Source organism: Kitasatospora sp. NPDC058243 (genome assembly GCF_042882025.1).
Lineage (GTDB): Bacteria > Actinomycetota > Actinomycetes > Streptomycetales > Streptomycetaceae > Kitasatospora.
In genome coordinates this window covers 101,361-128,326 of sequence record NZ_JBHVWW010000002.1, presented here as the reverse complement: position 1 = coordinate 128,326, position 26,966 = coordinate 101,361, and the positions used below count along the sequence as shown (strand labels likewise).

The window sequence follows — 26,966 nt, the reverse complement described above, 5'->3', positions numbered from 1 at the left end:
TCGGGGAAGAAAAAAAGGGGGGGGGACCGGGGGTGGCACTAGCCAGAGTCCCCGCCCCTTCACCCCACTTGGAATCTCCCCCCGGACCCCCCCCCCCCCCCCTTTGGGTCCTCCCGTTGCCTCCGGCGTGTCCGGCGTTTGAGGCTTCAATCATCAGTAGAATTTTGCCATTGGCAAAGATTGCCTTATAACTAAGGCATGATCGAGGCCCGTCACCTGCGCGTCCTGCGTGCTGTCGCCCGCACCGGCTCCTTCTCCGCCGCCGCCCGCGAGCTGGGCTGTACGCAGCCCGCCATCAGCCAGCAGATGAAGGCCCTGGAGAAGTCGGTGGACACCCCGCTGGTGGTCCGCTGCGGCCGGGGCATGCAGCTCAGCGAGGCGGGGCGGGTGCTGCTCAAGCACGCCACCGGGATCCTGGCCGGGCTCTCCGCCGCCGAGGAGGAGATCGCCGCGATCGCCGGGCTGCGGGCCGGCCGGGTGCGGCTGGTCTCCTTCCCGACCGCGAGCTCCACCCTGGTGCCGCCCGCGGTCGCCCGGCTGCGGGACAGCCATCCGGGGGTGCGCGTGTCGCTGGTCGAGGCGGAGCCGCCGGAGTCGCTGGCGATGCTGCGCGGCGGCGAGTGCGAGATCGCGTTGGCCTTCCGCTACCCGCAGTCCGACGGCGGCGCCGCGCTGCCGGCGCCTGCGCACGGGACGCCGCGCGAGGCGCGGGCCGAGGCCAACCTGGAGGCGCAGCAGCTGAGTGCCGGCTCCGACTGGTCCGATCTGGTGGTCACCCCGCTGCTGGACGACCCGCTGGTGGGCCTGCTGCCCGCCGCGCACCGGCTGGCGGGGCGCGGCAGGCCGGTGGAGCTGGCCGAGCTGGCGGGGGAGCAGTGGATCGCGGGCTGCCCGCAGTGCCGGGGGCACCTGGTGGAGCTGTGTGCGGCGGCGGGCTTCGAGCCCCGGATCGACTTCGCGACCGACGACTATCCGGCGGTGGTCGGCCTGGTGGCGGCCGGACTGGGGGTGGCGGTGCTGCCCCGGCTGGCGTTGCAGTCGGTGCGCCCGGACGGGGTGTCGACGGTGCCGGTGCGGACGGCCGCGGGGGCGCCGGCGGTGCGGCAGGTGGTCGCGCTGACCCTGCCGGATCTGGCCGAGGTGCCGGCCGTGGCGCTGATGCTGGAGCGGCTGGCGGGGTCGGCCGGGCGCTGACCTCTGGGGCCTGAGCGTTCTGGACCGGGCTTGAACAGCCCGAAACGCCGCGAGGAAACGTTTCTTCACGGCGCGCCGTGGAGGCGGGGTTAGCGCCGCGCGATCGCCGGCGGGGTCAGCGGGACCTCCACCAGCCGGTGCCGCGAACGCCCCAGCATCTCCTCGCGCTCGTCCTCGGTCATCCCGCCCCAGACGCCGTACGGCTCGCGGACCGCCAGCGCGTGCGCCGCGCACTCGGTGATCACCGGGCAGCGCATGCAGACCTCCTTGGCACTGGCCTCGCGTGAACTCCGCGCGGCCCCGCGTTCGCCCTCGGGGTGGAAGAAGAGCGAACTGTCCACGCCACGGCAGGCTGCGGAGAGCTGCCAGTCCCAGAGGTCCGCGTTGGGGCCTGGGAGGCGGGAGAAATCTGCCATGGCTCATTCCCTTCAGAGGCTCGTCGGCCGTGGGCCGGCGCTCAGCGGGCTGCTGCTGGGCGGCGCGGCGGGCGTCGATGCACTGGTGTGGACACCTGGAAATATGACTTACGGCAACTCCATGGACAAGTCACCCACAGAGTGGCACAACAGTCAATAACCATACGAAAGCTATAAAAACGGGCAAAGTGGGCAAGGGGTTCGGCGGGCGCGGGCGTGGCATTCGGGTGGCCGACGGGCGCGCGACACTCCGCACCGGTGTGCGGGTCGTGCGCCCACCGCGCGCGAGCTGGGCAAAAGTGCGGCGTGTGCACCGCGATGCGGCTGATCGGTAATGGGTTGGCCACGTACAGTGGTGGAGATGGCCCCGAAGGCCGTAACTCATTCGAGTGACGGTCGTTGGAAGTGCGGAGGCGGTTAGCGGGCGCCGGACGTCGGGAACGATCGCGGGGAATTTGAGGCGATCAGCACGGACTCTGTCGCCGATCGGCCGTGTCGGAGAGGTTCGTACCAGCCAGGAGGCTCAACGTGACGCGGATCAGCTGCGGAGGACGACGGTCATGACTTCCGTTCTCGTTTGCGACGATTCCCCGCTCGCCCGCGAGGCGCTTCGCCGCGCGGTCGCGACCGTACCCGGTGTGGACCGGGTCACCACCGCGACGAACGGGGAGGAGGTCCTCCGCCGCTGGGTGGCCGACCGCTCCGATCTCGTTCTGATGGACGTCCGGATGCCCGGCCTCGGCGGGGTCGAGACGGTCCGGCGGCTGCTGTCCGCCGATCCGGGCGCGCGGATCATCATGCTCACCGTCGCCGAGGACCTCGACGGGGTCGCGCTCGCGGTGGCCGCGGGCGCCCGCGGGTACCTGCACAAGGACGCCTCGCGCGCCGAACTGCGGGCCACCGTCACCCAGGCCCTCGCCGACCCGACCTGGCGGCTCGCCCCGCGCCGGCTGCGCAGCCCCGACATGGGCGCGGCGCCCACGTTGACGGCGCGTGAGATCCAGGTGCTGGAGGGCATGAGCCACGGCCGCAGCAACGCCGAGATCGGCCGCGAGCTGTTCCTGTCCGAGGACACCGTCAAGACCCACGCCCGACGGCTGTTCAAGAAGCTCGGGGCCTCCGACCGCGCGCACGCGGTGGCGCTGGGTTTCCGCTGGGGCCTGGTCCGCTGACCGCCGGTGGCGCCGCCGGCTGCGGCGCGCCGCCGGCGGTTCCCGGGACGGGCGCCGTCCGGGCGTGTGACGTTACGGTCCCGAGGTTGCACCATGGAGTAGTGGAGCACCTCGGGGACCAGCGGACAGGCACTGCGGCGAACCACACGGCCGCAGCACATTCGGCGGACGGCGCGAAGGACGGGACCACCGACGGCGGCGGGGCGGGAGGCGGCACGGTGCAGGAGGGGCCGGTGGTGCGCGGCGGCACGCCGTACGGCACCGCAGCGCATAACGTTCCGGTGCACAACTCCGGACGCGGTGCCGCGTTTTCCCGCGCGACCAGGCACCATGGACCGATGCGTGACGACGTCGCCGGTGCGGCCGGCCAGGCGGACCCGGTGGAGGCCGAGCCCTCCGGCCCGGGTGGCGATCCGTCGTACGCCGACCCCGGCGGCCCCGGCGCGGTGCCCGGCCCCGGTCGACCGCCGGTGCTCGGCGCGGGCGGCTCCCCGCTGGTGGGCGAGCTCGTCGCGGCCGCCGTCCGCGGTGAGGGCCCGGCCATCGACGCCCTGCTCGCCTACGTCCATCCGCTGGCGCTGCGCTACTGCCGCGGCCGGCTCGTGCGGCTGCCCGGCGGCGCCCGGCACCACGTGGACGACGTCGCGCAGGAGGTCTGCGTCGCGGTGCTGTGCGCGCTGCCCCGGTACAAGGACCAGGGGCGGCCGTTCGAGGCCTTCGTCTACGGCATCGCCGCACACAAGATCGCCGATCTGCAGCGGGCCGCGATGCGCGGGCCCGGCTCGACGGTCGTCCCGCAGGACGACCTGCCGGAGGTGCCGGACGAGGCGCTCGGCCCGGAGGAGCAGGCGCTGCTGAGCAGCGACGCGGCCTGGGCCAAGGAACTGCTCTCCAACCTGCCGGCCCGTCAGCGCGAACTGGTGCTGCTGCGGGTGGCCGCCGGGCTCTCGGCGGAGGAGACCGGCGAGGTGCTGGGGATGTCCCCGGGCGCCGTCCGGGTGGCCCAGCACCGGGCGCTCAGCCGGCTGCGGGCGCTCGCGGAGGAGTCCTCCTAGGTCCTGACCGGCAAGATCGGCCGGACAGGACCTAAGTCCTGACCGGCCGGAATGAGCCACGGGGGGCCGGTGTTGTCAAGGGCACACGAGGACACATTCGCCGTGCCAGTACCATGGGGTATCGGCGCCTGGGCGGGTTGCCAAAGTTTCGCGGGTGCGCGCGGGGTTCCCCTGGAGGTTCCTCCAAAACCACCCGGCTTCGGCGGTCTGCTGCGAGTGAGCGATGAACGCGCCCCACCCTCAGGGCGTGAGCGGAATAGGCCGGCCACGGAAGGTACCCCCCAAATGTCTTACAACGCCGCAGGCGTACCCGAGAAGTTCGCCATGCTCGGGCTCACGTTCGATGACGTCCTGCTGCTGCCCGGGGCTTCCGCGGTGCTGCCGAACCAGGTCGACACCTCCTCGCGGGTCTCCCGGAACGTGCGCGTCAACATCCCGCTGCTCTCCGCCGCGATGGACAAGGTCACCGAGGCGCGGATGGCGATCTCGATGGCCCGCCAGGGCGGCGTCGGTGTGCTGCACCGCAACCTGTCGGTCGAGGACCAGGCCAACCAGGTCGACCTGGTGAAGCGCTCCGAGTCCGGCATGGTCACCGACCCGATCACGGTCGGCCCGAACACCACGCTGGCCGAGGCCGACGCGCTGTGCGCCAAGTTCCGCATCTCCGGCGTGCCGATCGCGGACGAGGCCGGCAAGCTGCTCGGCATCGTCACCAACCGTGACATGGCCTTCGAGTCGGACCGCAGCCGCCAGGTCCGCGAGATCATGACCCCGATGCCGCTGATCACCGGCAAGGTCGGCATCTCCGGGGTGGACGCGATGGCGCTGCTGCGCCGCCACAAGATCGAGAAGCTGCCGCTGGTCGACGACGAGGGCCGGATCAAGGGCCTGATCACCGTCAAGGACTTCGTCAAGGCCGAGCAGTACCCGAACGCCGCCAAGGACGCCGAGGGTCGTCTGCTGGTCGGTGCCGCCGTCGGTGCCAGCGCCGAGGCGTTCGACCGGGCCCAGGCCCTGGTCGAGGCCGGTGCGGACTTCCTGGTCGTGGACACCTCGCACGGCCACAGCCACAACGCGCTGGCCTGGATCGGGAAGATCAAGTCGGCCGTCGGGATCGACGTGGTCGGCGGCAACGTGGCCACCCGTGACGGCGCCCAGGCGCTGATCGACGCCGGCGTGGACGGCGTCAAGGTCGGCGTCGGCCCCGGCTCCATCTGCACCACCCGCGTGGTCGCCGGCATCGGCGTCCCGCAGATCACCGCCATCTACGAGGCCGCGGTGGCCTGCCAGGCGGCCGGCGTGCCGGTCATCGGCGACGGCGGCCTGCAGTACTCCGGCGACATCGGCAAGGCGCTGGCCGCCGGCGCCGACACCGTGATGCTGGGCTCGCTGCTGGCCGGCTGCGAGGAGTCCCCGGGTGAGCTGATGTTCATCAACGGCAAGCAGTTCAAGTCCTACCGCGGCATGGGCTCGCTGGGCGCGATGCAGTCCCGCGGCCAGGGCCGCTCGTACTCCAAGGACCGCTACTTCCAGGCCGAGGTGGCCTCGGACGACAAGCTCGTCCCCGAGGGCATCGAGGGCCAGGTGCCCTACCGCGGCCCGCTGTCGGCCGTGCTGCACCAGCTGGTCGGCGGCCTGCGCCAGACCATGGGCTACGTCGGCGCCGCCACCATCGCCGAGATGGAGAGCAAGGGCCGCTTCGTCCGGATCACCTCGGCGGGCCTCAAGGAGAGCCACCCGCACGACATCCAGATGACCGTCGAGGCGCCGAACTACTCCAACCGCTGAGTCCGCGCTTCCCAAGGGCCCGTCGCCGCACCGCGGCGCCGGGCCCTTCGGCGCGCCCGGGGGCGGGGACGGGCCGCCGGGGGCGGGCCCCGCGCCCCGGAGGCGAGCGCGCGAGGCAACCGGGGTGCGGGATACTGGGGGCGGCCGGGGTGACCCGGCGGGCATGAGCAACAAACCAGAAGGGCTCGAAGTGACTGAGATCGAGATCGGGCGAGGCAAGCGCGGCCGACGGGCGTACTCCTTCGACGACATCGCCGTCGTCCCCAGCCGCCGTACCCGGGACCCGAAGGAGGTCTCGATCGCCTGGCAGATCGACGCCTACCGCTTCGAGCTGCCGTTCCTGGCCGCCCCGATGGACAGCGTGGTCTCGCCGCAGCAGGCCATCGCCATCGGCCGCCTCGGCGGCCTCGGCGTGCTGAACCTCGAAGGCCTCTGGACCCGCTACGAGGACCCGCAGCCGCTGCTCGACGAGATCGCCACGATCACCGACGAGGCCGCCGCGACCCGCCGCCTCCAGGAGATCTACGCCGCGCCGATCCGCGCCGAGCTGATCAAGCAGCGGATCCAGGAGGTCCGCGACTCCGGTGTGGTCACCGCCGCCGCGCTCTCGCCGCAGCGCACCGCCGAGTTCTCCAAGGCCGTCGTGGACGCCGGCGTCGACGTCTTCGTCATCCGCGGCACCACCGTCTCGGCCGAGCACGTGTCCAGCGGCGCGGAGCCGCTCAACCTCAAGCAGTTCATCTACGAGCTGGACGTCCCGGTGATCGTCGGCGGCTGCGCCACGTACACCGCGGCCCTGCACCTGATGCGCACCGGCGCGGCCGGCGTGCTGGTCGGCTTCGGCGGCGGCGCCGCCCACACCACCCGGGGCGTCCTCGGCATCCAGGTGCCGATGGCCACCGCCGTCGCCGACGTGGCCGCCGCCCGCCGGGACTACATGGACGAGTCCGGCGGCCGCTACGTGCACGTGATCGCGGACGGCGGCGTCGGCTACAGCGGCGACATCCCGAAGGCCGTCGCCTGCGGCGCCGACGCGGTGATGATCGGTGCCGCGCTGGCCCGCGCCACCGACGCGCCCGGCAAGGGCTTCCACTGGGGCATGGAGGCCGTCCACGAGGAGCTGCCGCGCGGCAAGCGGGTGGACCTCGGCACCGTCGGCACCACCGAGGAGATCCTGACCGGTCCCTCGCACACCCCCGACGGCACCATGAACCTGTTCGGCGCGCTGCGCCGCGCGATGGCCACCACCGGCTACACCGAGCTCAAGGAGTTCCAGCGGGTCGAGGTGACCGTCAACCCGGCGCTCAACCACCGCTGAGACGCGTCGTGGTGAAGGCCCCCGTCGGTTCCGCCGGCGGGGGCCTCGGGCTGTCCGGACCGGCGTCAGCCGCGGTTGGCGGTGCGGCGGGTGAGGAGGAAGCCGCCGACCAGGGCGATGCCGTAGAAGGCGAGGTCGAGCGCGCGCAGCTCGGCGCGCCAGTGTGCCAGGGCGTCGTGCGGCAGTCCGCGCGGGCCGGGGCCGGCCGCGTGCACCCGGCGGAGCTGGCCGGTCAGCTGGCCGAGCAGCAGCGCGCAGGCCGCGAGCAGCGCGCCGAGCAGCGGCAGCACCCGGCTGCGGCCGCCGAGCCGGCCGAGCGGTAAGGCGACCAGGGCGGCGAGGGCGATGGCCAGCCAGCCGAGGCTGTCCGCGGCCCGGGCCGGCGCGCAGCCGTAGGCCAGGCCGCCGAGCAGCATGGCGAGGACGGCGAGGGCGACCGCCAGGGCGGTGCGGCGGCGCGGGCCCGTCCGGTGGGAGCGGACGGTGGGGACGTATCCGGCCACCGGGACACCGGGCATACCGGGCGCGACGTAGCCCTCGGGGGAATCCAGGGTGGGTGTGACCGAGTAGTGCTGGGCGGTGCGCGGCCGGCCCGACTGGCCGTCAGCGCCCGGTGCGGGTGCGGTCATGGGCGTCGGATCCCCCCGGAAAGACGATGAGCTGCCGAACGGTAGCAGCGCCCCGGCCAGATCTTGGCGAGTTTTCGATCACAGATCGGGCACGGAGCGCCGAGCCCGATCCGGTACGCCCCGGATCGGGTGCGGGGGCCGGGTGGTCCCGGCCCCCGGGGACAGGGGATGATGGAGACTTGGGCGTTCGGGCCTGAGGCCGGGCCGACACGCCGTCACCACGACCGCCAGCAGCACATGGGGGAACGTTCCGAATGACCCAGGCGCAGGGTTCCACCGGCCGCCTCCTGGCCGGCCGCTACCGGCTGAACGGCGTGCTCGGGCGCGGCGGCATGGGCACCGTCTGGCGCGCCGAGGACGAGATGCTGGGGCGGACCGTCGCGGTCAAGGAACTGCGGATGAACGCCAGCGTCGAGGAGGAGGAGAAGCACCGGCTGATCGTCCGGACGCTGCGCGAGGCCAAGGCCACCGCGCGGATCCGGCACAACTCGGCGGTCACCGTCTTCGACGTGGTCGACGAGGACGACCGGCCGTGGATCGTCATGGAGCTGGTCGAGTCCCGCTCGCTGGCCGACGTCATCCGGGAGGACGGGCCGCTGGCCCCCGCCCGGGCCGCCGAGATCGCGCTCGACGTGCTCGGCGTGCTGAGCGCCGCGCACGCGCTGGGCATCCTGCACCGGGACGTCAAGCCGTCCAACGTGCTGATCGGCGACGACGGCCGGGTCGTGCTCACCGACTTCGGCATCGCCAGCGTGGAGGGCGACGCCTCGGTCACCTCCACCGGCATGCTGGTCGGCGCCCCCTCGTACATATCCCCGGAGCGGGCCCGCGGGCAGAAGCCCGGGCCGCCGGCCGACCTGTGGTCGCTGGGCGGCACGCTGTACGCGATGGTCGAGGGCCGGCCGCCGTACGACCGGGGCTCGGCGCTGGCCACCCTGACCGCGGTGATGACCGAGGAGCTGACCGCCCCGGTGAACGCCGGGGCGCTGCAGTCGGTGATCGAGGGGCTGCTCGCCAAGGACCCGGCCGAGCGGCTGGACGCCTCGCAGACCCGGTCGATGCTGAAGCGGGTCGTCGCGGAGGCCACCTCGAAGGCCGAGTCGACCACCGTGCACGCGCTGCCGGTCGAGAGTCCGGCCGCCGCCGCGGAGCCCGAGGAGGCCCCGGCCGAGGCCGAGGAGGGCCGCAAGCGGTCCATCGGGGGGCTGCTGGGGACGGTCCGGGTGGGCAGCCGGGCCAAGGACGAGGAGCCCGCCGCCGTGGCGGAGCCCGTCGTGGAGTCGGCGCCCGAGCCCGCCTCGCCGTCCTCGGACGTGGCGTCGGGGTCGGCTTCGGGTTCGCTCGCGGCGTCGGGTTCGGCTCCGGCGGCCGAGCCGATCCGGCCGGTGACCAGCGAGTGGACCCTGGGCGCCACGCAGGCGGCCGGCGCCGACCCGCGCAACGGACGGCGGCGGCTGGCCGTCGTCACCGTGGTGCTGGTCCTGCTGCTGATCGCCGGGGTGGTCGCGGTGCTCCAGGCCGTCGGCAACGGGGACGACTCGTCGGCGAACGGCGCGGGCGCCACCTCGTCGGTCTCGACCAGCTCCGAGGCCGGGCCGAGCGGGACCCCGGCCGCCTCCGTTCCGGCGGCGGAGCCGGAGCCGGGCACCGACAAGCCCGCCCCGGACAAGCCGGCCACCGACACACCGGCCCCCGACAAGCCGGCCGACACGCCCGGCCCCTCTGCGGCGAACCCGCCGGCCGCCGGCGCGCCCGCCACCACCCCCGCGCAGAGCCCGACCCCGCCGGGGGCCGCCGTCCCGGCCGGTTACCACGAGTACAAGGACCCGACCGGCTTCTCGGTCGTCCTGCCGGACTGGCTCCAGCCGGCCGGTTCGGAGGGCGTCCGCCGGATCTTCAAGGGCAACGGCAGTACCCTGACCATCGAGTGGACCACCACCCCCGGCCCCAGCGCCGTCGCCGACTGGCAGGACTCCGAGCCGGGCCTGCGTTCGAAGGTCACCAACTACCAGCGGGTCAACCTGGCCGCGATCAACTACCGGCAGTGGAGCAACGCGGCCGACTGGGAGTGGATCAGCGGCACGCCGCGCACGCACTCGCTCAACCGGGGCTTCGTCACCGGGAACCCGGCCAAGTACGGCTACGCGATCTACTGGATCACCCCGGACGCGGACTGGGGTGCCCCGGCCAACTCCCAGGCCCGGGACACGGCCTTCGCCACCTTCCAGCCCGCGCCGTAGGGCGCTAGGCCTAGCCGATCACCCGGGCCTTGGCCCGGGTGAACTCCTCGTCGGTGAGCGCGCCGGAGCCGTGCAGGGCGGCCAACCGCTCCAGCTGGCCGAGGAGTTGGTCGCCCGCGCCGAGTTCGGCGGGGGCGGTGTCGGCCGCCGGCCCGGCGGCCGACGCGGCCTTGCGGGCGAGCCGGGCGGCCTCCCGGAGCTGCTCGGCGAAGACGTCGGCCTTGGCCACGTCCTCGAACCGGTGCGAGCCGGTCAGTGCGACGATCGTGAGCACGTCGCCGTTGAGCTTGGTCCTGGCCACGGTCGCGTCCGTGACCGCCGTAAGCGGAACCGGGACCGGCGGTTTACCGTCCTTGAGAAAGAGCAGTCGGTGGGTGGTGAGAACGAGCACGCCCTTGCGGAAGTGGTCGGGATGGCGCCCGGCCGTCGAGGCGACCGGATTCTCGCCGTCGATGACGACCGCCTCCACCGTGCGCACGGCCTCGGCCTGATTGGCTTGGCTGTTGTTTCCCGCCACCTTGAAGGCGGTGTCGATCAGATCGGTCCAGTCCATGGGACCGAGCGTAAAGGAGCCGCTCAGTAGGCTGCTCGGCGAGCGAGAGGAACTGGCATGCGAGGCGGCCCGGAGCAGTTGCTGGCGGGGCGGTACCGGCTGACGGACCGTCCCGAACTCCTGCGGGCCCTGGCGGTGGACGACCGCACCGGGGAGTCCGTGCTGCTGCGCGCCCTGGAGCTGCCGGCGCTGCTGACCACCGGTCAGGACCTGGACGGCGAGGTGCCCGCGCACGCCGACCGGCTGGTCCGCCGGGTGGCGGCGGTCGGCTCGGCCGCGCCGACCGGGCACCCCCGGCTGCTGCGCGGGCTCGGTGCCTTCGTCGAGGGCGAACTGCTGTGGACGGTGGAGGAGCGGTCGGGCGCCATGACGCTGGCGGACCTGGCGGCGGCCGGACCGGTGCCGCCCTACCGGGCGGCCGAGCTGGCGGCGGACCTGGCCGGCGCGCTGCGGGCGCTGCACGAGGACGGACTCGTCCACGGCAACCTGACCGCCGAGTCCGTGCTGGTCTGCGAGGACGGCGCGGCGATGCTCGGCGGGCTGCTGTCCGGGGTGGCGCAGGAGGCGCTGGCCGAGGACCTCGGCGGCCCGGGCGGGCGCCGCCGGTACGAGGTGCGGGCCACCCTGGTCGGCCCGGTGGCGGAGCGCTGGCCGCTGGACGGCGGCCCGGCGGGCGACTGCTGGGCGCTCGGGGTGCTGGTGCAGCGGCTGGTCACCGGCCGCTCGCCGTTCCCGGACGGTGGCGTGCCGGAGCTGGTGTCGGCGGTCCGGGACGGGCGGCGGGAGCCTGCGGCGGCCTGCGGGCCGCTGGCGCCGCTGGTCGAGCGGCTGCTGCAGCCCGACCCCTCGCTGCGGCCGACCGCCGAGGAGGCCCGCCGGGAGTTGGCGGCGCTGCTCGCGGGCGCGCCGGAGCCGGTCGACGAGGAGTGGGCGGCGCGGGCGCTGGTGCTGAGACCGGAGGCCCCGCTGGTGCGGCGCCGGCGCGGGCGGGGTGGTGGACGAGGGCGGTCGGAGGTGGTCGTGGGCGCGAACGCCGGGGTGGGCGCCGGGCGGCCGGACGAGGTGCGGCCGCCGCGGATACCTCCGGCGCTGTTCGGCCCGCTGCTGGTGGGGGGCGTGTTCCTGCTGCTGGTGCTCGGGGTGGCCGCGGTGGTGCTGTTCGCAGGCTGACGGCCCCGGAGTGTCCCGGACCGTCGGTCCGACGGGTGAGCGTGATTACCGGGGCTGGCAAGGTGCGCCTAATGTGTGCGTGGGATTTGTTCGAACAGTGGTCTGCACCAGGCCCTCCGTCGCTGTGACGGCAGACGGATGTGAGGGGGAGTGGTCGCCGATGGGCGTGCAGGACCGGCCGGAGACGGCCGAGACGGAGCGGCTGCTGGCCGGGCGGTACGAGCTGGGCGACCGGCTCGGCCGCGGCGGGATGGGGACCGTCTGGCGGGCCTGGGACCGGATGCTGAACCGCGAGGTCGCGGTGAAGGAACTGACCGTCAACCACCTGCCCGAGGACGAGCTGCAGATCCTGCACGCCCGGATGAAGCGGGAGGCCAGCGCGGCCGCCCGGATCAAGCACCCCGGCGTGATCACGGTGCACGACGTGCTGGAGCAGGACGGCCGGCCGTGGATCGTGATGGAGCTGGTGGACGGCCGCTCGCTGGCCGACGTGATCAGCCAGGACGGCACCCTGCAGCCGCGCGCCGTCGCCGAGGTCGGCAGCCAGGTGCTCGCCGCACTGCACCGCGGCCACCAACTCGGCGTCCTGCACCGCGACGTGAAGCCGGCCAACGTGCTGCTGGAGCGCGGCACCGGGCGGGTGGTGCTGCTGGACTTCGGCATCGCGACGTACGAGGGCTCGGCCGAACTGACCCGGCCGGGTGACCTGGTCGGCTCGCCGGACTACCTGGCGCCGGAGCTCGCCCAGGGCGAGCGGCCCGGGCCGGCCTCCGACCTGTGGGGCCTCGGGGCGACGCTGTACGCCGCGGTGGAGGGCCAGTCGCCGTTCCGCCGGACCTCGCCGATCACCACGCTGGCCGCCGTGGTGGGCGAGCCGCTGCCGGAGCCGGTCCGGGCCGGGCCGCTGGGCCCGGTGCTGGCCGCGCTGATGGCCAAGGACCCGGCCGAGCGACCGAACGCGGACGAGGCCGCCCGGATGCTGGCCGAGGTGCAGGCCGGGCACACGATCGGCCTGAAGCCGGTCGCGCCGCTGCGCGCGCCCACCCAGTCGGTGCCGGTGGTGGACCGCAGCGAGCGCCCGGCGGCGGAGGAGGACCCCGAGGAGGAGGACGCGCCGGGGGCGACGGCGGCGGAGGCCGAGGAACCGACCGGGGCGCGCTCGGGGGCCGTTCCGGACACCACCGGGGGCGTGGCCGCCGAGGCGGCAGCGCCCACCGCCGAGGTCGCGCCGGTGGCGCACCCCGTCACGCCCGCGCGCGGGCCGGCCAAGCGCCGCAGCACCCTGAAGATCGTCGTGATCGCGGTGGCCGTCGGCCTGCTGGCGGCCGGCGCGACCTTCCTCGCCACCCGGCACACCACCACCGGGCACGTCGCCGCCTCCACGGCCGACGATCCCGTCCCGACCGCCTCCGTCAGCCCGGACCCGACCAGTGACGCCAGCCCGGGACCGGCGGCGCCCAACGGCTACCACTGGGTCGACGACCCGGCCGGCTTCCGCTTCCCGCTGCCCTCGGTCAGCCCGGCCTGGCAGCGCAGTGCCACGCCCGACAACCAGGTCTACTACAGCCCCGACAACAAGGTGCACTACCTGCAGTTCGCGGTCACCGTCGGCCAGTCGGTCAAGCCGCTGGAGCACCTGCGGCAGATGGAGGCCACCGTCTCCAAGAACCTGAAGGACTACAAGCAGCACAAGATGACCGGCGTCGCGGTGAACGGTCACGAGGCGGCCGTCTGGGAGTTCAGCTACCTCGCCAAGGAGGGCGGCCGGCGCCGGGCGGTCGAGGCCGAGTTCATCGACGACGACGGCACCAGCTACGCGATCTACTCGTCCAGCCCGGACCGGGGCAACGAGTGGAACGAGGCGGAGCAGCGCTTCAACGCGGTGCTGCACTACTTCACGCCGACCCGCTGACCGGGGGCGCCCGCTCCGCCCGGCCGCGGCAGATTCTTGTTACCGACGGGTACCGGACCGGCCGCCGAGCGCCTAGGCTGCGCCGTATGTCGGACCTCACAGCAGGCGCAGCGGCCACCGAACACCCCGCGACCGGGAACCCGCCCGCCCCCGGCGGGGGCCGGACCGTCGCGGCCGCCGTCCCGCCGTCCCTGGTCGCCCGGTTGGCCGCCGGCGTCACCGCCACCGGCGAGCCCAGCCTGGTGGAGACCGTCGCCCCGCTGACCGGCGAGCGGCTGGCGAGCCTGCCGCAGTCCACCCCGGCCGACGTCGAGGTCGCCTTCGAACTGGCCCGCCGCGCCCAGCCGGCCTGGGCCGCGCTGCCGGTGCGCCGCCGCGCGGCCGTCCTGCTGCGCTTCCACGACCTGCTGCTCAAGCGGCAGGACGAGGTGCTGGACCTCGTCCAGGCCGAGACCGGCAAGGCCCGGCTGCACGCCTTCGAGGAGGTGCTGGCCACCGCCATGGCCGCCCGGCACTACGGGCGGGCCGCGCACGGCTACCTCCGGGACAAGCGGCGCGGCGGGGCGCTGCCGGTGCTCACCCACGCGGTCGAGGCCCGCCGGCCCAAGGGCGTGATCGGCCACATCTCGCCCTGGAACTACCCGCTGGAGCTGTCCGTCGGCGACGTCCTGCCCGCCTTCGCGGCCGGCAACGCCGTGGTCAACAAGCCGGACACGCAGACCGCGCTGACCGCGCTGTGGGCCCGCGAGCTGCTGATCGAGGCCGGGCTGCCGGCCGACCTGTGGCAGGTCGTGCTCGGCGACGGCCCGGTGATCGGCCCCGCCGTGGTGGAGCACGCCGACTACGTCTCGTTCACCGGCTCCACCCGCACCGGCCGCGAGGTCGCCCAGCGCGCCGCCGCCCGGCTGGTCGGCGCCTCGCTCGAACTCGGCGGCAAGAACGCCATGCTGGTCCTCGCCGACGCCGACCTCGACCGGGCCGCCGCGGGCGCCGTGCGGGCCTGCTTCTCCTCCGCCGGGCAGCTGTGCATCTCGATCGAGCGGCTGCTGGTGCACCGCTCGGTGGCCGACGACTTCCTGGAGCGCTTCGCCGCCCGCACCCGGGCGCTGCGCCTCGGCGGCGGCCTCGCCTACGGCGCCGACATGGGCTCGCTGGTCTCCGTCCGCCAGCTGGAGACCACCACCCGGCACGTGGAGGAGGCGGTCAAGGCGGGCGCCACCGTGCTGGCCGGCGGCCGGGCCCGGCCCGACCTCGGCCCGTACTTCTTCGAGCCGACCATCCTCGACGGGGTGACCCCGGACATGGCGGTCTGCGGCGAGGAGACCTTCGGCCCGGTCGTCTCCGTCTACCGCTTCGACACCGACGACGAGGCGGTGGCCGCCGCCAACTCCACGCCGTACGGCCTGAACTCCAGCGTCTGGACCAGGGACACCCGGCGCGGCCGGGCGGTCGGGGCCCGGCTGCGCACCGGCACGGTCAACGTCAACGAGGCCTATGCGGCCGCGTACGGCTCGATCGGCTCGCCGATGGGCGGCATGGGCGACTCCGGGCTCGGCCGCCGCCACGGTGCCGAGGGCATCCTGCGCTTCACCGAGGCGCAGACCGTCGCGACCCAGCGGCTGATGCCGATCGCGCCCTCGTTCGGCCTGGACGACCGGCAGTTCGCCGCGGTGATGACCGGCGGGCTGCGGGTGCTGAAGGCGCTGCGGTTCAAGTAGCCGTCCCGGACCGGGGGTCCAAGCAGCCTTCCCGGCCCGGGGGTTCGCCCCCGTGGTCGGAGCCGGCCCGGCCGGTGGTCCGATCCGCCCGTCCTGTAACCAGGTTCGCCCGTCCCGTAGTCAGTTCGCGTCCCGAAGGAGCAGTGGCAGATGGTGGAGTCCGGCGGTGCGGCGGAGTTCGACTACGACGTGGTCGTGGTCGGCTCCGGCTTCGGTGGTTCGGTCGCCGCGCTGCGGCTGACCGAGAAGGGCTACCGGGTCGCCGTCCTGGAGGCCGGCCGGCGCTTCGAGCGGGACGAACTGCCCAGGAACTCCTGGGACCTGCCGAACTACCTGTGGGCGCCGAAGATCGGTCTCTACGGCATCCAGCGGATCCACCTGCTGGCCAACGTGCTGATCCTGGCCGGCGCCGGGGTCGGCGGCGGCTCGCTGAACTACGCCAACACCCTGTACGTGCCGCCGAAGGCCTTCTTCGAGGACCGACAGTGGCGCCACATCACCGACTGGCAGGAGGAGTTGGCGCCGTTCTACGACCAGGCGCAGCGGATGCTCGGGGTCCGGCTCAACCCGACCTTCACCCCCTCCGACGTGCACCTCAAGGCCGCCGCCGAGCAGATGGGGGTGGGCGACACCTTCCACATGGCGCCGGTCGGGGTCTTCTTCGGGGACGGCCAGGACGCCGGCGGCCGGGCCGAGGCGGCGCCCGGGGACGAGGTCGCCGACCCGTACTTCGGCGGCGCCGGGCCGGCCCGCAAGGCCTGCGTGGAGTGCGGCGAGTGCATGACCGGCTGCCGGCACGGAGCGAAGAACATGCTCACCGAGAACTACCTGCACCTGGCCGAGCGGGGCGGCGCCGAGATCCACCCGCTCACCACGGTGGCCCGGATCCGGGAGCTCCCCGGCGCCGACGGGAGCCGCGGCTACGCGGTGGACGTGCGCCGGACCGACTCCCGCTCCCGCACCGACCGGGTGAAGGCGGGCGCGCGGACCATCACCGCCGCCCGGGTGGTGGTCGCGGCCGGGACGTACGGCACCCAGTCGCTGCTGCACCGGATGCGTGACGGGGGGCACCTGCCCCGGATCTCCGGCCGGCTCGGCGAGCTGACCCGCACCAACTCCGAGGCGCTGGTGGGCGCGCAGACCACCGACCGGCGCTACGGCACCCGGGTGGACTTCACCAAGGGCGTGGCGATCACCTCCTCGATCCACCCGGACGCCAGCACCCACATCGAGCCGGTCCGCTACGGCAAGGGCTCCAACGCGATGGGCGCGCTGTCGATAGCCCAGGTCAAGGGCGGCGGACGGGCCCCGCGCTGGCTGCGCTACCTGGGTGGGTCGGTGCGCCACCCGGTGACCTTCGCCCGCTCGATGAACCAGCACCGCTGGTCCGAGAAGACGATCATCGGCCTGGTGATGCAGTCGCTGGACAACTCGATCACCGTCTCGCTGAAGAAGGACCTGCTCGGCAAGAGCCGGCTCACCTCCGCCCAGGGCCACGGCGCCCCCAACCCGACCTGGATCCCGGCCGCCGAACAGGGCGCCCAGGCGCTGGCCGAGCAGATCAACGGCTTCGCGGGCAGCAGCGCCGGCGAGATCTTCGACATCCCGATGACCGCCCACTTCCTCGGCGGCTGCCCGATCGGCGACGCCCCCGAGACCGGCGTGGTCGACCCCTACCACCGGCTGTACGGCCACCCGGGGATCAGCGTGGTCGACGGCGCGGCCGTCTCCGCCAACCTCGGGGTGAACCCCTCGCTGACGATCACCGCGCAGGCCGAGCGCGCCATGTCGATGTGGCCCAACAAGGGCGAGGCGGACCGCCGCCCGGCCCAGGGCGAGGCCTACCGGCGGGTCGCCCCGGTGGCGCCGGCCCGGCCGGCCGTCCCGGAGGACGCGTTCGGCGCGCTCCGACTGCCGCTGCTGCCCGTCCCGGAGGTCCCGAAGAAGCGCGGCTGAGCAGGCCCCGACGGGCCAACCCTCCCGGCCCGGTACCCGGTTGACATTCGTTCGGATCCGATGGGATAAACGGGCTTTCTGGGGGACCAGGAACTCGTCGAGCGGGGGGAAACCGGTCCATGGCCATCTGCGCATCGTGCGGCGCGGCATCGGTGGAAGGGGCGCCCGCGTGCGTCTCGTGCGGGCGGCCGCTGACGCCCCCGCCGACGGCCGCCATGCCCGCGGTACCTCCCGTCGTGCCGCCCGCCGTTCCGCCTGCCGTACCGCCCCCGCCGGCGTACGGTCCGCCGTCCGCCGCGCCCGGGTACCCGCCGCCGCCGCCTTCGCCGCCCGGCTACGGGCCGCCGCCGCCCGCGCCCGGCTACGGCCCGCCGCCCGGGTACGGCCCGGGCCACCCGCAGCCCGCCGGGCCGCCCACGCTGGGCAGTTGGGGCGCCGGGCAGCCGTACGACCCGCGGGCCGGCCGGCCGAACGTGCTGAGCCGGCTGGTCGGCGCGGACTGGCGCCCGGCGCTCCTGGTCGCCATCGCCCCGACCGCCGTGCTGCTGCTGGCGGCGCTGATCGTGGCGGTCCCGAGCGACTACCAGTACGCCTACCTGGTCCGGGCGCCCGGGTTCGGCGAGCGCTTCGGCGCCGCCCTGTCGATGGCGCTGAGCGCGCTCGGTGCGCCGTTCAAGCTCGGGTACACCACCGCGCTGCGACGCGGCGACGCGGCGGGCATGGACGCGCTGCTCCGGGCGGTGCCGCTGACGGTCACCGTGCTGTGGGCGCTGGCGCTCTGGCTCGGCCTGCGGACCGCGGCACGCCGCCGCCGGGCCGCCGGCCTCCAGCTGACCCGGGCCCAGGCCGCGGGCGAGGCGCTGCGCACCGCGGTGGTCCTGGCCGCGGTGACCGCGCTGCTCGGGCTGGCCGGCGGGACGTCCTGGGAGCCGCAGCGCACCGGCCTCGTCGGCCGCGCCCTCGGGGTGACGTACACCGTGGACTCCGGCTGGCCGGAGGCGACCGGCTGGACGGCCCTGCTCGCCGCGCTGACGGCCTTCGCCGTCCACGGCACCGACGCGCTGCGCTGGGCCGCCTGGCGCAGCCGGGCGGTGCGCGGCTGGGCGGTCGCCGCGCTCACGGCCGGCCGGGCGCTGGCACTGTCACTGGGCCTGGCCTCGGTGACGGGCTTCGTGCTGGTCGCCGTCAACAGCGACGAGGGCTGGCAGACCCCGGTCTCGGTGGCCTTCCTGCCCAACCTCGGCCTGGGCCTGCTCGGCCTGGGCTCGGGGGCGACCTTGCAGGCGTTCAACGGGGCGAGCGGCGGGGCGGGCGACGCGGCGGTCGCGATCGGCGGCGACTGGCAGGACACCCCCGACAGGGGGGAAATCTCCTTCTTCGACCTGCACGACCAGACCGCCGACTGGCGCTGGACCGGCCTGCTGGCCCTCGCCACGGCGGGCGTCCTCGGCTGGTCGGCGTACCGGCGGCGGCTGGACGCGGCCGACCGGCTCCGGCTGGCGGCCGTCCACGCCGTGGCGCTCACCGCGCTGATGGCGGTGGGCGGCGCGCTGATGACGACCTCGACGTCCTCGGCGGTCGCGGGGTGGGACACCTTCGCCAACCAGACGGAGGTGTCCCGGGACACCTCGATCAACCTGGGCTTCGCCAGCGTGCTGGTGGCCAACCTGGTCTGGGCGGCGATCGGCGCGCTGCTGGTGCCGCCGCTGCTGGCGGCCGTCCGCGGCCGGGGCGCGGTGGCCCGCGAGGACGCCTACGGCGCTCCGCCGTACGGTGCGGTGCCGCACGGTGCGGTGCCGCCGCCGGGGGCGCCGTACGAGGCCGGGCCGGAGCCGCAGCCGTACGCCCCCGGGGCGGCGGCACCAGCGGCGCGTCGTCCGAGCGTCTGGCGCAAGCAGCCCTGAGCCGGGCAGCCGTGGGCGGAGCGGTCTGGGCGGAGCGGCCCTGAGTCGGGCGGCCCGGACAGGGCAAAGGGCCCCGCGGGGGAACGGGGCCCTTTGTCGCTCAGCACGCGGCGTCAGGGCTGCGCCGGTGCTGGGGGTGACGGCGCCGGGGGAGGGGCGCCGTCGGGTCGGTCGGCTTCGGGGTCGCGCCGTCGCGGCCCGGCGTGGGTGGCCGGTGGCGCGGGGCGCGCACGCTCGCGGTGCGGCGGGTCGGCGCGCAGGTCTGCGCCGGGCCTTCGCTCACGGAGCGTGAGGTGACGTACGGGGCTGCCGCCCAGTGCGGCGGCATCGGTCGGGGCCTCCACGGTGAGCCTGCCGGCCGCCGGGAGAACCGCTTCCACGCAGCATCGTGCTGGACGAAGGGCTTGCTCTGCAACCGATTCGGCACAGTTCGGCCCGGCGCATTTGGTGCGGGTGCCGACTCCCGGGTGTGGCCCGGGCGCGGGTGCAGGCCTCGTTCCGCCTTGTCGGGCGGTTGTGGGCAGGTGTCGACACGAGGCGTCGATGATCACGGTGCGTAGTGGTGTGGGTGGCTGCGGCGCACGGGGACGCGCGTAGCGGCGCGGGACGGGAAAGGGTGTGCGCCCGGGCGTGCCCGGCTCGCGACGGGGGTGCGACGACCGGCCCGGGCGTCCCCGGGGACCGGCCGTCCCACCTCTCGGTCCAGTCGCGGCCGGGGTCGCTGTCCCCTGCTGTCCGGCCGCGGCACCCGCGCACGGTCCCACGGCGCCGCACTCCCGGCGGGGCCGGGGCGGCGGCGCCACATGCGCCGGTGGACTGGGATGAAGCTCCACGCGTGGTCCTGCAAGTCCGTACGGCGGCGCCCCTGGCCGGGGCGAAGGCGGCGCGTCTGGCGGGCGCGGCGCGGTCGTACGGTCGTCTGAAGCAACGAAAGGCGGCCCCGCCCGGTCACGGTCGTTTGGACGGGCAGACGAGTGAAACCGGACAGCCCGGTAGAATCGGTGTCCAGACACCCCCACCCGTCGCCGCCGCGGCCCCCGCCGGGGAAGCGGTTCGGTGTGACACCTCTCGTACCGCTGCCGGAAGGCCGTCTGTGTCCTCTGCAATTCCCGTCCAGTCCGCGCCGGACAACGACACCGTCCTGGTGGTCGACTTCGGCGCCCAGTACGCCCAGCTCATCGCCCGTCGGGTGCGTGAGGCGCGGGTCTACAGCGAGATCGTGCCGAGCAGCATGCCGGTCGCCGAGATGCTCGCCAAGAACCCCAAGGCGATCATCCTCTCCGGCGGTCCGTCGTCGGTCTACGAAGAGGGCGCGCCGCAGCTCGACCGCGCGATCTTCGAGGCCGGGGTCCCGGTCTTCGGCATGTGCTACGGCTTCCAGCTGATGGCCAAGACCCTCGGCGGCACGGTCGACAACACCGGCGCCCGCGAGTACGGCCGCACCCCGCTGACCGTCAGCCGCACCGGCTCCACCCTGTTCGAGGGCGTTCCGGCGGAGCACTCGGTGTGGATGTCGCACGGCGACGCCTGCTCCGCCGCCCCGGAGGGCTTCACCGTCACCGCGTCCACCGCGGTGGTCCCGGTCGCGGCCTTCGAGAACGACGAGGCCCGCCTCTACGGCGTGCAGTACCACCCCGAGGTGCTGCACTCCGACCACGGCCAGCAGATCCTGGAGCACTTCCTCTACCGCGGCGCCGGCCTCGCCCCGACCTGGACCACCGGCAGCGTGGTCGAGGAGCAGGTCGCGCTGATCCGCGCCCAGGTCGGCGAGAAGCGCGCGATCTGCGGCCTCTCCGGCGGTGTGGACTCCGCGGTCGCGGCGGCCCTGGTCAACAAGGCCATCGGCTCCAAGCTGACCTGCGTGTACGTCGACCACGGCCTGATGCGCAAGGGCGAGACCGAGCAGGTCGAGAAGGACTTCGTGGCGGCCACCGGCGTGCAGCTGAAGGTGGTCGACGCCGCGGAGCGCTTCCTGAACGCGCTGAAGGGGGTCACCGACCCCGAGGAGAAGCGCAAGATCATCGGCCGGGAGTTCATCCGGGTCTTCGAGCAGGCGCAGGCCGAGATCGTCGCCGAGGCCGGCGAGCACGGCGAGTCGGTCGACTTCCTGGTCCAGGGCACCCTGTACCCGGACGTGGTGGAGTCCGGTGGCGGCACCGGCACCGCCAACATCAAGTCCCACCACAACGTCGGCGGCCTGCCCGAGGACCTCCAGTTCCAGCTGGTCGAGCCGCTGCGCAAGCTGTTCAAGGACGAGGTCCGGATGGTCGGCCAGGAGCTGGGCCTGCCGGAGGAGATCGTCCAGCGCCAGCCGTTCCCGGGCCCGGGCCTGGGCATCCGGATCGTCGGCGAGGTCACCCAGGAGCGGCTGGACCTGCTCCGCGACGCCGACGCGATCGCCCGCGAGGAGCTGACCGCGGCCGGCCTGGACCGCGAGATCTGGCAGTGCCCGGTCGTGCTGCTCGCCGACGTGCGCAGCGTGGGCGTGCAGGGCGACGGCCGCACCTACGGTCACCCGATCGTGCTGCGCCCGGTCTCGTCCGAGGACGCCATGACCGCCGACTGGTCGCGCCTGCCGTACGACGTGCTGGCCAAGATCTCCACCCGGATCACCAACGAGGTCCGCGACGTGAACCGCGTCGTCGTCGACGTCACCAGCAAGCCGCCGGGCACCATCGAGTGGGAGTGAGCACTCCCGTCGGCCGCTGAGCCGCTGCTGAACGGCCGTGCCGTCGTTCCCGTACCAGGGAGCGGCGGCACGGCCGTTCGCGGTGGGGCGGCCGCCCGGGTGGGGACCTCCCACCGAAAGCGATCGGGAGCGGGCAGAATGCGGACCGGACCTGTCAGGGAGTGGCGGGCCGCGAGGGAAGGTGTGAGCGATGTCGGAGGCTGGCAACTCCGTGGCGGGTGACGGGGAAGCGGGCGTCGGGGGAGCGGGTGTCGGGGGAGCGGCCGGTCTGGCCGACCGGGCGGCGCAGTGGCGGGCGTCCGCGTCCCGGTACGCGCTGCTGCCGCTGCGGCTCTTCCTCGGCGTCACCTTCGTGTACGCCGCCCTCGACAAACTGTCCGACGCGCACTACCTGGCCGGGGCGGCCGACCCGGCGTCGTTCGTCTCGCAGGCCCAGGCGGTCAAGGGCGGCAGCCCGATCTCCTTCCTGCTCGGCGCCGCCCTGGACGCGCCCACCCTGTTCGCGCTCGCCGTCGCCTTCGGTGAGCTGGCGGTCGGCCTCGGCACCCTGCTCGGCCTCTGGGGCCGGGTCGCGGCGCTCGGCGGCGCGATGATCAACCTCAGCCTCTGGCTGTCCATCAGCTGGAGCGTCTCGCCGTACTACCTGGGCAACGACCTCGGCTACCTGATGGCCTGGACACCGCTGCTGCTGGCCGGCACCCCGGACCTGTCGGTGGACGGCTACCTCGCCCGGCGGGCCGGCCGGGACCGGGGGCGCGGGCTGGGCGAGGACCGCGTCAGGCGCCGGGCGCTGGTGGACGGCGGGATCGCCGCCGTCGCGATCGGCGGCGCCGGGCTGCTCACCGGCTCGCTCACCCGGACCTTCGGCCGGGCCAAGCACTCCGCGCCCAAGCAGTCCGCAGCCCCGGCCACCACCCAGGCGCCGTCCGGACCGGCCCCCTCGGTGGCCGCCGCGAGCGTGCCGGTCGGCGGCTCGGCCCAGGTCAAGGACCCGGCCACCGGGGACGCCGTCTACATCGTGCAGCCCAAGGCGGGCCAGTACTGCGGCCTGTCCGCGGTGTGCACCCACTCCGGCTGCGCGGTCGACGCCCCGAAGAACGGCCAGCTGTACTGCCCCTGCCACGGCTCCCGGTTCGACGCCGCCACCGGCGCGGTGGTCAACGGGCCGGCGGTCAAACCGCTGCCGAAGTACACCGTCACCCAGGCCGGCGACAAGCTGAACCTCGGGCCGCTGCAGAGCTGAGCCTGATCGGGCGCGTTCAGTCCCGGCGGTCGGTGCGGCCGCGTCGGGTGACCGCCGCGACCGCGCCGGCCAGGCCGCCGAGGCCGAGCACGATGAAGGTGACCGGGATGACGATCCGGCCGTTCACCGCCTGGTCGTTGAGCGCCGCGACCAGGTAGACCACCGCGATCGTGCTGAACAGCGCCCCCGCGATCAGCGAGAACAGGTCGAGCCGGTGCTTCCTCACTGCTGGACCACCTTGATGTTGCCGATCCCGACCGCGAGTTCGAGATCGAATGTGCCCTTGGACGGATGGCCGCTGCCGGGTGGCAGCAGGTAGGTGTGGCGGCCGGTGCCGTCGTTGCGGTCACCGGGGGCGGAGACGTCGCCGAGGCCCACCCGGGCCACCAGGTTCACCGTCACGTCCGGCGGCAGGACGACGGTCAGCTCGCCGGCGCCGAGTTCGACCTTGCTGGTGAGGGTGGTCCCGGCCGGGTCGAGCCCGCTCAGGTCCAGCCGGAGCTGGCCGGCCCCCAGGGAGTACCGGGGCTGGAGGTCGGCCGAGGCGATGACGGTGAAGTCGCGCTGGCCGACGGCGTTGCGCATGGAGTCCGGGGAGTGTCCGACGAAGACCAGCGCCAGGGTGAGCATCAGGCCCGTCACCGCGAGCTTGCGGGCCCGGCCGAACTTCGAGCCGATCAGCAGCGTCAGGCCGATCACCAGCAGCGCGGTGGCCAGCACGGTCGCACTCAGCACGGTGACGCTGGTGTGGCCGGCCGAGACGGACCAGACCGCGGCACCCGCGCCGATCGCCAGCAGCAGGCCGAAGAAGCCGAGCGCGGACCGCTCCCGGGGGTGCCGGGCGGCGGCGGGCCGGGGCCGGCAGGCCGGGCCGTCCTTGCGCAGCGGGTCGCCCGCGGGCAGGTCGACGCGCTGCCACCAGGGCTGGGCCGGGCCGCCCGCCGGCGGCACCGGGGTGCCGAACGGCGGGGTGGGGCCGGCGCCGTACGGGTTGCGCTCGGGGTGGCGCGGGTCCCACAGGTAGCCGGTCGGGCCGGGGGCCGGGGAGTCGGCGGGCACCGTTCCGGCGGCGCGCTCGGCCGCGTGCCGGGCGCGGGCGGCCTCGTCGTCCTCCGCCCCGGACCACGGGGACGGGCCGTACTGCTCCCCGTCGGGGTGGTGGCGGTCGTACGGGCCGCCGGGGCGGCGTCGGCGCGCCCGGCCGCGGCGGCGGTCCGGGTCGTAGCGCACCGCCAGGAAGACCAGTCCGGCGAGCAGCAGCAGCGGGAACAGCTGGTCGTCCTGGCCCATCGAGGAGAAGAACACCCCGGTACCGATCACAGCCAGCAGCACCGCGCCGACCGACTGGCCGTCCACCCGGCCGGTGAGCACCCGCTGGAGTTCGGTGCGCCCGTGCCGGGTGCCGCCCCGGCCGTCCGGCACCGGCTCGGTGGGGACGATCAGCCAGGCCAGGCCGTACAGGAACAGCCCGAGGCCGCCGGAGAGGCAGAGCACCACGGTGACCACCCGGAAGACCACCGGGTCGATGTCCAGGTGCCGCCCGAGGCCGCCGCAGACGCCGGCCACCACGCGGTGGTGCTCGGTCCTGGTCAGCGGGGGGCGTTCCGGTTCCGGCGGGGCGGCGGGCCCGGTCTCCTGGATGCGGTGGTCGTCGGTCATGGGCACCATCCTCCCGGCTGCCCCGGCCCGGCCCAACCGGTGCGAGCCCTGTCCGGACCCTGACTTGTCCCTGAGAAGGGGTCAGGGACACACCCTGATGCGTCCGCGTGCGCGGGCGTGGAACCATCGGTGGCGTGGCAGCACCCGGTTCCGACCCCCGACCCCTCGCCCCCGACGCCGTGCCGGCGGGCGGCACCGACCCGACCGCGCCCGACGGCGGGCGGCCGCCGTACCGCCGGCTCTACCGCAGCCCGCAGGGGCGGATGCTCGGCGGCGTCGCGCAGGGGCTCGCGGTGCACCTCGGGCTCCCGGTGCGGTGGGTGCGGCTCGCGTTCGTGCTGCTGTTCTTCGCGCAGGGGATCGGCACCCTGCTGTACGCGGCGTTCTGGTTCGTGGTGCCGATCGGCATCGGCGAGCCCGCGCAGCGCGGCGCCGCCCACTGGATGTACGTCAACGGCGTCTTCGTCCCGACCGGGTCGGGGCAGCAGCCGGGCGGCGCGCTGAGCAAGGGCCGCGGCGGCTGGCTCGGCCGGCTGCGCGAACTGCTCCAGCACGCCCTCCAGGGCGAGCCGGCCGCGGCCCCCGCGGAGGGGGAGGACAGCGCGGCCGGCAGGACCGGGCAGGGCGGCCTCGGCCAGCTCGCCGCCCTGGTGATGATGGTGATCGGCATCACCGCCCTGCTCAACGCGCTCGGCCTGCAGACCGCCAAGCCGTACACCTGGCCGCTGCTGGCGATCGGCGTCGGCGTCGCGCTGGTCTGGCGGCAGGCCGACGACTCGCGCTGGCAGCGCTGGTTCGGCCTGGAGGAGGGCGACAAGCGGCGCGGCGCCTACACCCGGGTCGGCGCCGGCGTGCTGCTCGTGGTGGCCGGCACCATCGCCTTCCTCGCCATGCAGGGCAGCGGCTCGACGCTCGGCTCGGTGGTCGAGGCCTCGCTCGCGGTGCTCGCCGGGGTGCTGGTGCTGCTCGGCCCGTACGGGCTGCGCCTGTGGCAGGACCTCGGTGCCGAGCGCACCGCCCGCATCCGCGCCCAGGAGCGGGCCGAGATCGCCGCGCACGTCCACGACTCGGTGCTGCACACCCTGACCCTGATCCAGCGCCGGGCCGAGGACCCCAAGGAGGTGCTGCGGCTGGCCCGTGCCCAGGAGCGCGAGCTGCGGCTGTGGCTGTACCGCCCGGAGGCCGCCGCCGAGGCCGCTCCCGACACCATGGCGGAGAGCCTGCGCGCCGTCGTCGCCGAGGTCGAGGACCGGCACGGCGTCCCGGTCGAGGTCGTGATCGTCGGCGACTGCCCGATGGACGACCGGATCGCGGCCCAGATGCAGGCCGCGAGGGAGGCGACCGTCAACGCGGCCAAGTACGGTGGCGGGGGACCGGTCCAGGTCTACGCCGAGGTGGAGGGGAAGACGGTGTCGGTGTTCGTCCGCGACCACGGTCCCGGCTTCGACCCCGACACGGTGCCCGAGGACCGGATGGGCGTACGGGAGTCGATCATCGGCCGCATGAAGCGCAACGGCGGCACCGCACGGGTGCGGCCCGCGCCGGACGGCGGGACCGAGGTCGAGCTGGAGATGGAGAGAACGAATGACTGAGGCAGCGCCGGAGCGCACCGCGAGAGTCGTCCTGGTGGACGACCACCGGATGTTCCGCACCGGGGTCCGGGCCGAGATCGGCCGCACCGAGGCGACCGGCATCGACGTGGTCGGCGAGGCCGACGACGTCGAGTCGGCGGTGCGGGTCGTCGCCGAGACCCGGCCGGACGTGGTGCTGCTCGACGTCCACCTGCCCGGCGGCGGCGGTGTCGAGGTGCTGCGCCGCTCGGCCGGGCTGATGGGAGAGCAGGGCGGGGTCAAGTTCCTCGCCCTGTCGGTGTCGGACGCCGCCGACGACGTGATCGGCGTCATCCGCGGCGGCGCGCGCGGCTACGTCACCAAGACCATCACCGGCACCGACCTGGTCAACGCGATCTTCCGGATCGCCGACGGCGACGCGGTGTTCTCGCCCCGGCTGGCCGGCTTCGTCCTGGACGCCTTCGCCGCCACCGACACCCCGCCGGTCGACGAGGACCTGGACCGCCTCACCCAGCGCGAGCGCGAGGTGCTCCGCCTGATCGCGCGCGGCTACGCGTACAAGGAGATCGCCAAGCAGCTCTTCATCTCGGTGAAGACGGTCGAGAGCCACGTCTCCGCCGTTCTGCGCAAGCTCCAGCTGAGCAACCGGCACGAACTGACCCGCTGGGCCACCGCCCGCCGGCTGGTCTGAGCCCCGGCCCGGGCGGCCGAGTCCATGTGCTGCTGAGCCCCGGTCGCGAGCCCGTCCGGTCCGGTTCTCTCCGGGCCGGGCGGGCTTG

Annotated in this window: 20 protein-coding genes and 1 pseudogene; 16 read left to right on the top strand and 5 right to left on the bottom strand. The window is 74.3% G+C overall.

Going from position 1 to position 26,966, the window contains the following annotated elements:
• Positions 1 to 198 precede the first annotated feature (198 nt).
• Positions 199 to 1,194, top strand: a complete 996-nt coding sequence (locus ACFVX9_RS02230) for a LysR family transcriptional regulator (RefSeq protein WP_063348996.1) — start codon at positions 199 to 201, stop codon at positions 1,192 to 1,194.
• Positions 1,195 to 1,283: 89 nt separating this feature from the next.
• On the opposite strand, the gene ACFVX9_RS02225 is transcribed toward ACFVX9_RS02230, so the two are convergent.
• Complete coding sequence (locus ACFVX9_RS02225; protein WP_063348997.1) at positions 1,284 to 1,610, bottom strand: WhiB family transcriptional regulator; 327 nt, start codon at positions 1,608 to 1,610, stop codon at positions 1,284 to 1,286.
• 560 nt (positions 1,611 to 2,170) lie between these two features.
• Here ACFVX9_RS02225 and ACFVX9_RS02220 point away from each other — a divergent pair.
• The 4 genes from ACFVX9_RS02220 (at position 2,171) to ACFVX9_RS02205 (ending at position 6,943) form a co-directional block, all read left to right on the top strand.
• Positions 2,171 to 2,782: a response regulator transcription factor gene (locus tag ACFVX9_RS02220; protein ID WP_014136228.1), complete on the top strand. Its 612-nt coding sequence runs from the start codon at positions 2,171 to 2,173 to the stop codon at positions 2,780 to 2,782.
• A 338-nt stretch (positions 2,783 to 3,120) separates the two neighbouring features.
• Entirely contained in the window at positions 3,121 to 3,837 is a 717-nt protein-coding gene (gene shbA, locus ACFVX9_RS02215) for an RNA polymerase sigma factor ShbA (protein WP_079135824.1), read from the top strand.
• Between the two features lie 285 nt (positions 3,838 to 4,122).
• Positions 4,123 to 5,625, top strand: a complete 1,503-nt coding sequence (guaB, locus tag ACFVX9_RS02210) for an IMP dehydrogenase (protein WP_063348998.1) — start codon at positions 4,123 to 4,125, stop codon at positions 5,623 to 5,625.
• A gap of 190 nt (positions 5,626 to 5,815) precedes the next feature.
• Positions 5,816 to 6,943, top strand: coding sequence for a GuaB3 family IMP dehydrogenase-related protein (locus ACFVX9_RS02205; RefSeq protein WP_063348999.1), 1,128 nt, complete (start codon positions 5,816 to 5,818; stop codon positions 6,941 to 6,943).
• 65 nt (positions 6,944 to 7,008) lie between these two features.
• Here ACFVX9_RS02205 and ACFVX9_RS02200 read toward each other — a convergent pair whose 3' ends face one another.
• Entirely contained in the window at positions 7,009 to 7,572 is a 564-nt protein-coding gene (locus tag ACFVX9_RS02200) for a hypothetical protein (protein WP_063349000.1), read from the bottom strand.
• 254 nt (positions 7,573 to 7,826) lie between these two features.
• Between ACFVX9_RS02200 and ACFVX9_RS02195 the strand changes: the two genes are divergently transcribed.
• Entirely contained in the window at positions 7,827 to 9,812 is a 1,986-nt protein-coding gene (locus ACFVX9_RS02195; RefSeq protein WP_387979993.1) for a protein kinase, read from the top strand.
• A 10-nt stretch (positions 9,813 to 9,822) separates the two neighbouring features.
• Here the strand turns inward: ACFVX9_RS02195 and ACFVX9_RS02190 are convergent, their stop codons facing one another.
• On the bottom strand, positions 9,823 to 10,365 hold the full coding sequence (locus ACFVX9_RS02190; RefSeq protein ID WP_380370135.1) for an SHOCT domain-containing protein: 543 nt from the start codon (positions 10,363 to 10,365) through the stop codon (positions 9,823 to 9,825).
• Positions 10,366 to 10,422: 57 nt separating this feature from the next.
• Here ACFVX9_RS02190 and ACFVX9_RS02185 point away from each other — a divergent pair, with 57 nt between their 5' ends.
• The 8 genes and pseudogenes from ACFVX9_RS02185 to ACFVX9_RS02150 all read left to right on the top strand — a co-directional run bounded on the left by ACFVX9_RS02185 (position 10,423) and on the right by ACFVX9_RS02150 (position 22,957).
• The gene (locus tag ACFVX9_RS02185; protein WP_387979991.1) at positions 10,423 to 11,535 is read left to right on the top strand and encodes a protein kinase; all 1,113 of its coding nucleotides are present in this window, start codon (positions 10,423 to 10,425) and stop codon (positions 11,533 to 11,535) included.
• Between the two features lie 160 nt (positions 11,536 to 11,695).
• A complete protein-coding gene (locus ACFVX9_RS02180; RefSeq protein WP_380484481.1) occupies positions 11,696 to 13,447 on the top strand; it encodes a serine/threonine-protein kinase in 1,752 nt (583 codons plus the stop codon).
• An 86-nt stretch (positions 13,448 to 13,533) separates the two neighbouring features.
• Positions 13,534 to 15,165, top strand: coding sequence for a succinic semialdehyde dehydrogenase (locus ACFVX9_RS02175; protein WP_380426835.1), 1,632 nt, complete (start codon positions 13,534 to 13,536; stop codon positions 15,163 to 15,165).
• A gap of 150 nt (positions 15,166 to 15,315) precedes the next feature.
• On the top strand, positions 15,316 to 17,121 hold the full coding sequence (locus ACFVX9_RS02170) for a GMC oxidoreductase (protein ID WP_380484484.1): 1,806 nt from the start codon (positions 15,316 to 15,318) through the stop codon (positions 17,119 to 17,121).
• A 215-nt stretch (positions 17,122 to 17,336) separates the two neighbouring features.
• Positions 17,337 to 19,025: a hypothetical protein gene (locus ACFVX9_RS02165; protein WP_387979988.1), complete on the top strand. Its 1,689-nt coding sequence runs from the start codon at positions 17,337 to 17,339 to the stop codon at positions 19,023 to 19,025.
• 1,093 nt (positions 19,026 to 20,118) lie between these two features.
• On the top strand, positions 20,119 to 21,714 hold the full coding sequence (gene guaA / locus ACFVX9_RS02160) for a glutamine-hydrolyzing GMP synthase (protein ID WP_063349008.1): 1,596 nt from the start codon (positions 20,119 to 20,121) through the stop codon (positions 21,712 to 21,714).
• Positions 21,715 to 21,904: 190 nt separating this feature from the next.
• Positions 21,905 to 22,465: pseudogene (locus tag ACFVX9_RS02155) on the top strand (DoxX family membrane protein); the annotation flags it as partial.
• Between the two features lie 42 nt (positions 22,466 to 22,507).
• Complete coding sequence (locus ACFVX9_RS02150; RefSeq protein ID WP_380425267.1) at positions 22,508 to 22,957, top strand: Rieske (2Fe-2S) protein; 450 nt, start codon at positions 22,508 to 22,510, stop codon at positions 22,955 to 22,957.
• A gap of 16 nt (positions 22,958 to 22,973) precedes the next feature.
• On the opposite strand, the gene ACFVX9_RS02145 is transcribed toward ACFVX9_RS02150, so the two are convergent.
• Together ACFVX9_RS02145 and ACFVX9_RS02140 are read right to left on the bottom strand one after the other, a co-directional pair.
• The gene (locus tag ACFVX9_RS02145; RefSeq protein ID WP_063349010.1) at positions 22,974 to 23,183 is read right to left on the bottom strand and encodes a hypothetical protein; all 210 of its coding nucleotides are present in this window, start codon (positions 23,181 to 23,183) and stop codon (positions 22,974 to 22,976) included.
• The gene (locus ACFVX9_RS02140; protein ID WP_380370156.1) at positions 23,180 to 24,616 is read right to left on the bottom strand and encodes a PspC domain-containing protein; all 1,437 of its coding nucleotides are present in this window, start codon (positions 24,614 to 24,616) and stop codon (positions 23,180 to 23,182) included. The genes ACFVX9_RS02145 and ACFVX9_RS02140 overlap by 4 nt, the downstream gene beginning before the upstream one ends.
• Positions 24,617 to 24,750: 134 nt before the next feature.
• Here ACFVX9_RS02140 and ACFVX9_RS02135 point away from each other — a divergent pair, with 134 nt between their 5' ends.
• Both ACFVX9_RS02135 and ACFVX9_RS02130 read left to right on the top strand, forming a co-directional pair.
• Positions 24,751 to 26,208, top strand: coding sequence for a PspC domain-containing protein (locus ACFVX9_RS02135; protein ID WP_387979985.1), 1,458 nt, complete (start codon positions 24,751 to 24,753; stop codon positions 26,206 to 26,208).
• Entirely contained in the window at positions 26,201 to 26,878 is a 678-nt protein-coding gene (locus tag ACFVX9_RS02130; RefSeq protein ID WP_063349012.1) for a response regulator transcription factor, read from the top strand. Before ACFVX9_RS02135 ends, ACFVX9_RS02130 begins: the two co-directional genes overlap by 8 nt.
• Positions 26,879 to 26,966: the final 88 nt, after the last annotated feature.

Coding starts and splice junctions, on each gene's coding strand:
- ACFVX9_RS02230 (WP_063348996.1), top strand. CDS start 199: ATGATCGAGGCCCGTCACCTGCGCGTCCTGCGTGCTGTCGCCCGCACC.
- ACFVX9_RS02225 (WP_063348997.1), bottom strand. CDS start 1,610: ATGGCAGATTTCTCCCGCCTCCCAGGCCCCAACGCGGACCTCTGGGAC.
- ACFVX9_RS02220 (WP_014136228.1), top strand. CDS start 2,171: ATGACTTCCGTTCTCGTTTGCGACGATTCCCCGCTCGCCCGCGAGGCG.
- shbA (WP_079135824.1), top strand. CDS start 3,121: ATGCGTGACGACGTCGCCGGTGCGGCCGGCCAGGCGGACCCGGTGGAG.
- guaB (WP_063348998.1), top strand. CDS start 4,123: ATGTCTTACAACGCCGCAGGCGTACCCGAGAAGTTCGCCATGCTCGGG.
- ACFVX9_RS02200 (WP_063349000.1), bottom strand. CDS start 7,572: ATGACCGCACCCGCACCGGGCGCTGACGGCCAGTCGGGCCGGCCGCGC.
- ACFVX9_RS02195 (WP_387979993.1), top strand. CDS start 7,827: ATGACCCAGGCGCAGGGTTCCACCGGCCGCCTCCTGGCCGGCCGCTAC.
- ACFVX9_RS02190 (WP_380370135.1), bottom strand. CDS start 10,365: ATGGACTGGACCGATCTGATCGACACCGCCTTCAAGGTGGCGGGAAAC.
- ACFVX9_RS02185 (WP_387979991.1), top strand. CDS start 10,423: ATGCGAGGCGGCCCGGAGCAGTTGCTGGCGGGGCGGTACCGGCTGACG.
- ACFVX9_RS02180 (WP_380484481.1), top strand. CDS start 11,696: ATGGGCGTGCAGGACCGGCCGGAGACGGCCGAGACGGAGCGGCTGCTG.
- ACFVX9_RS02175 (WP_380426835.1), top strand. CDS start 13,534: ATGTCGGACCTCACAGCAGGCGCAGCGGCCACCGAACACCCCGCGACC.
- ACFVX9_RS02170 (WP_380484484.1), top strand. CDS start 15,316: ATGGTGGAGTCCGGCGGTGCGGCGGAGTTCGACTACGACGTGGTCGTG.
- ACFVX9_RS02165 (WP_387979988.1), top strand. CDS start 17,337: ATGCCCGCGGTACCTCCCGTCGTGCCGCCCGCCGTTCCGCCTGCCGTA.
- ACFVX9_RS02140 (WP_380370156.1), bottom strand. CDS start 24,616: ATGACCGACGACCACCGCATCCAGGAGACCGGGCCCGCCGCCCCGCCG.
- ACFVX9_RS02130 (WP_063349012.1), top strand. CDS start 26,201: ATGACTGAGGCAGCGCCGGAGCGCACCGCGAGAGTCGTCCTGGTGGAC.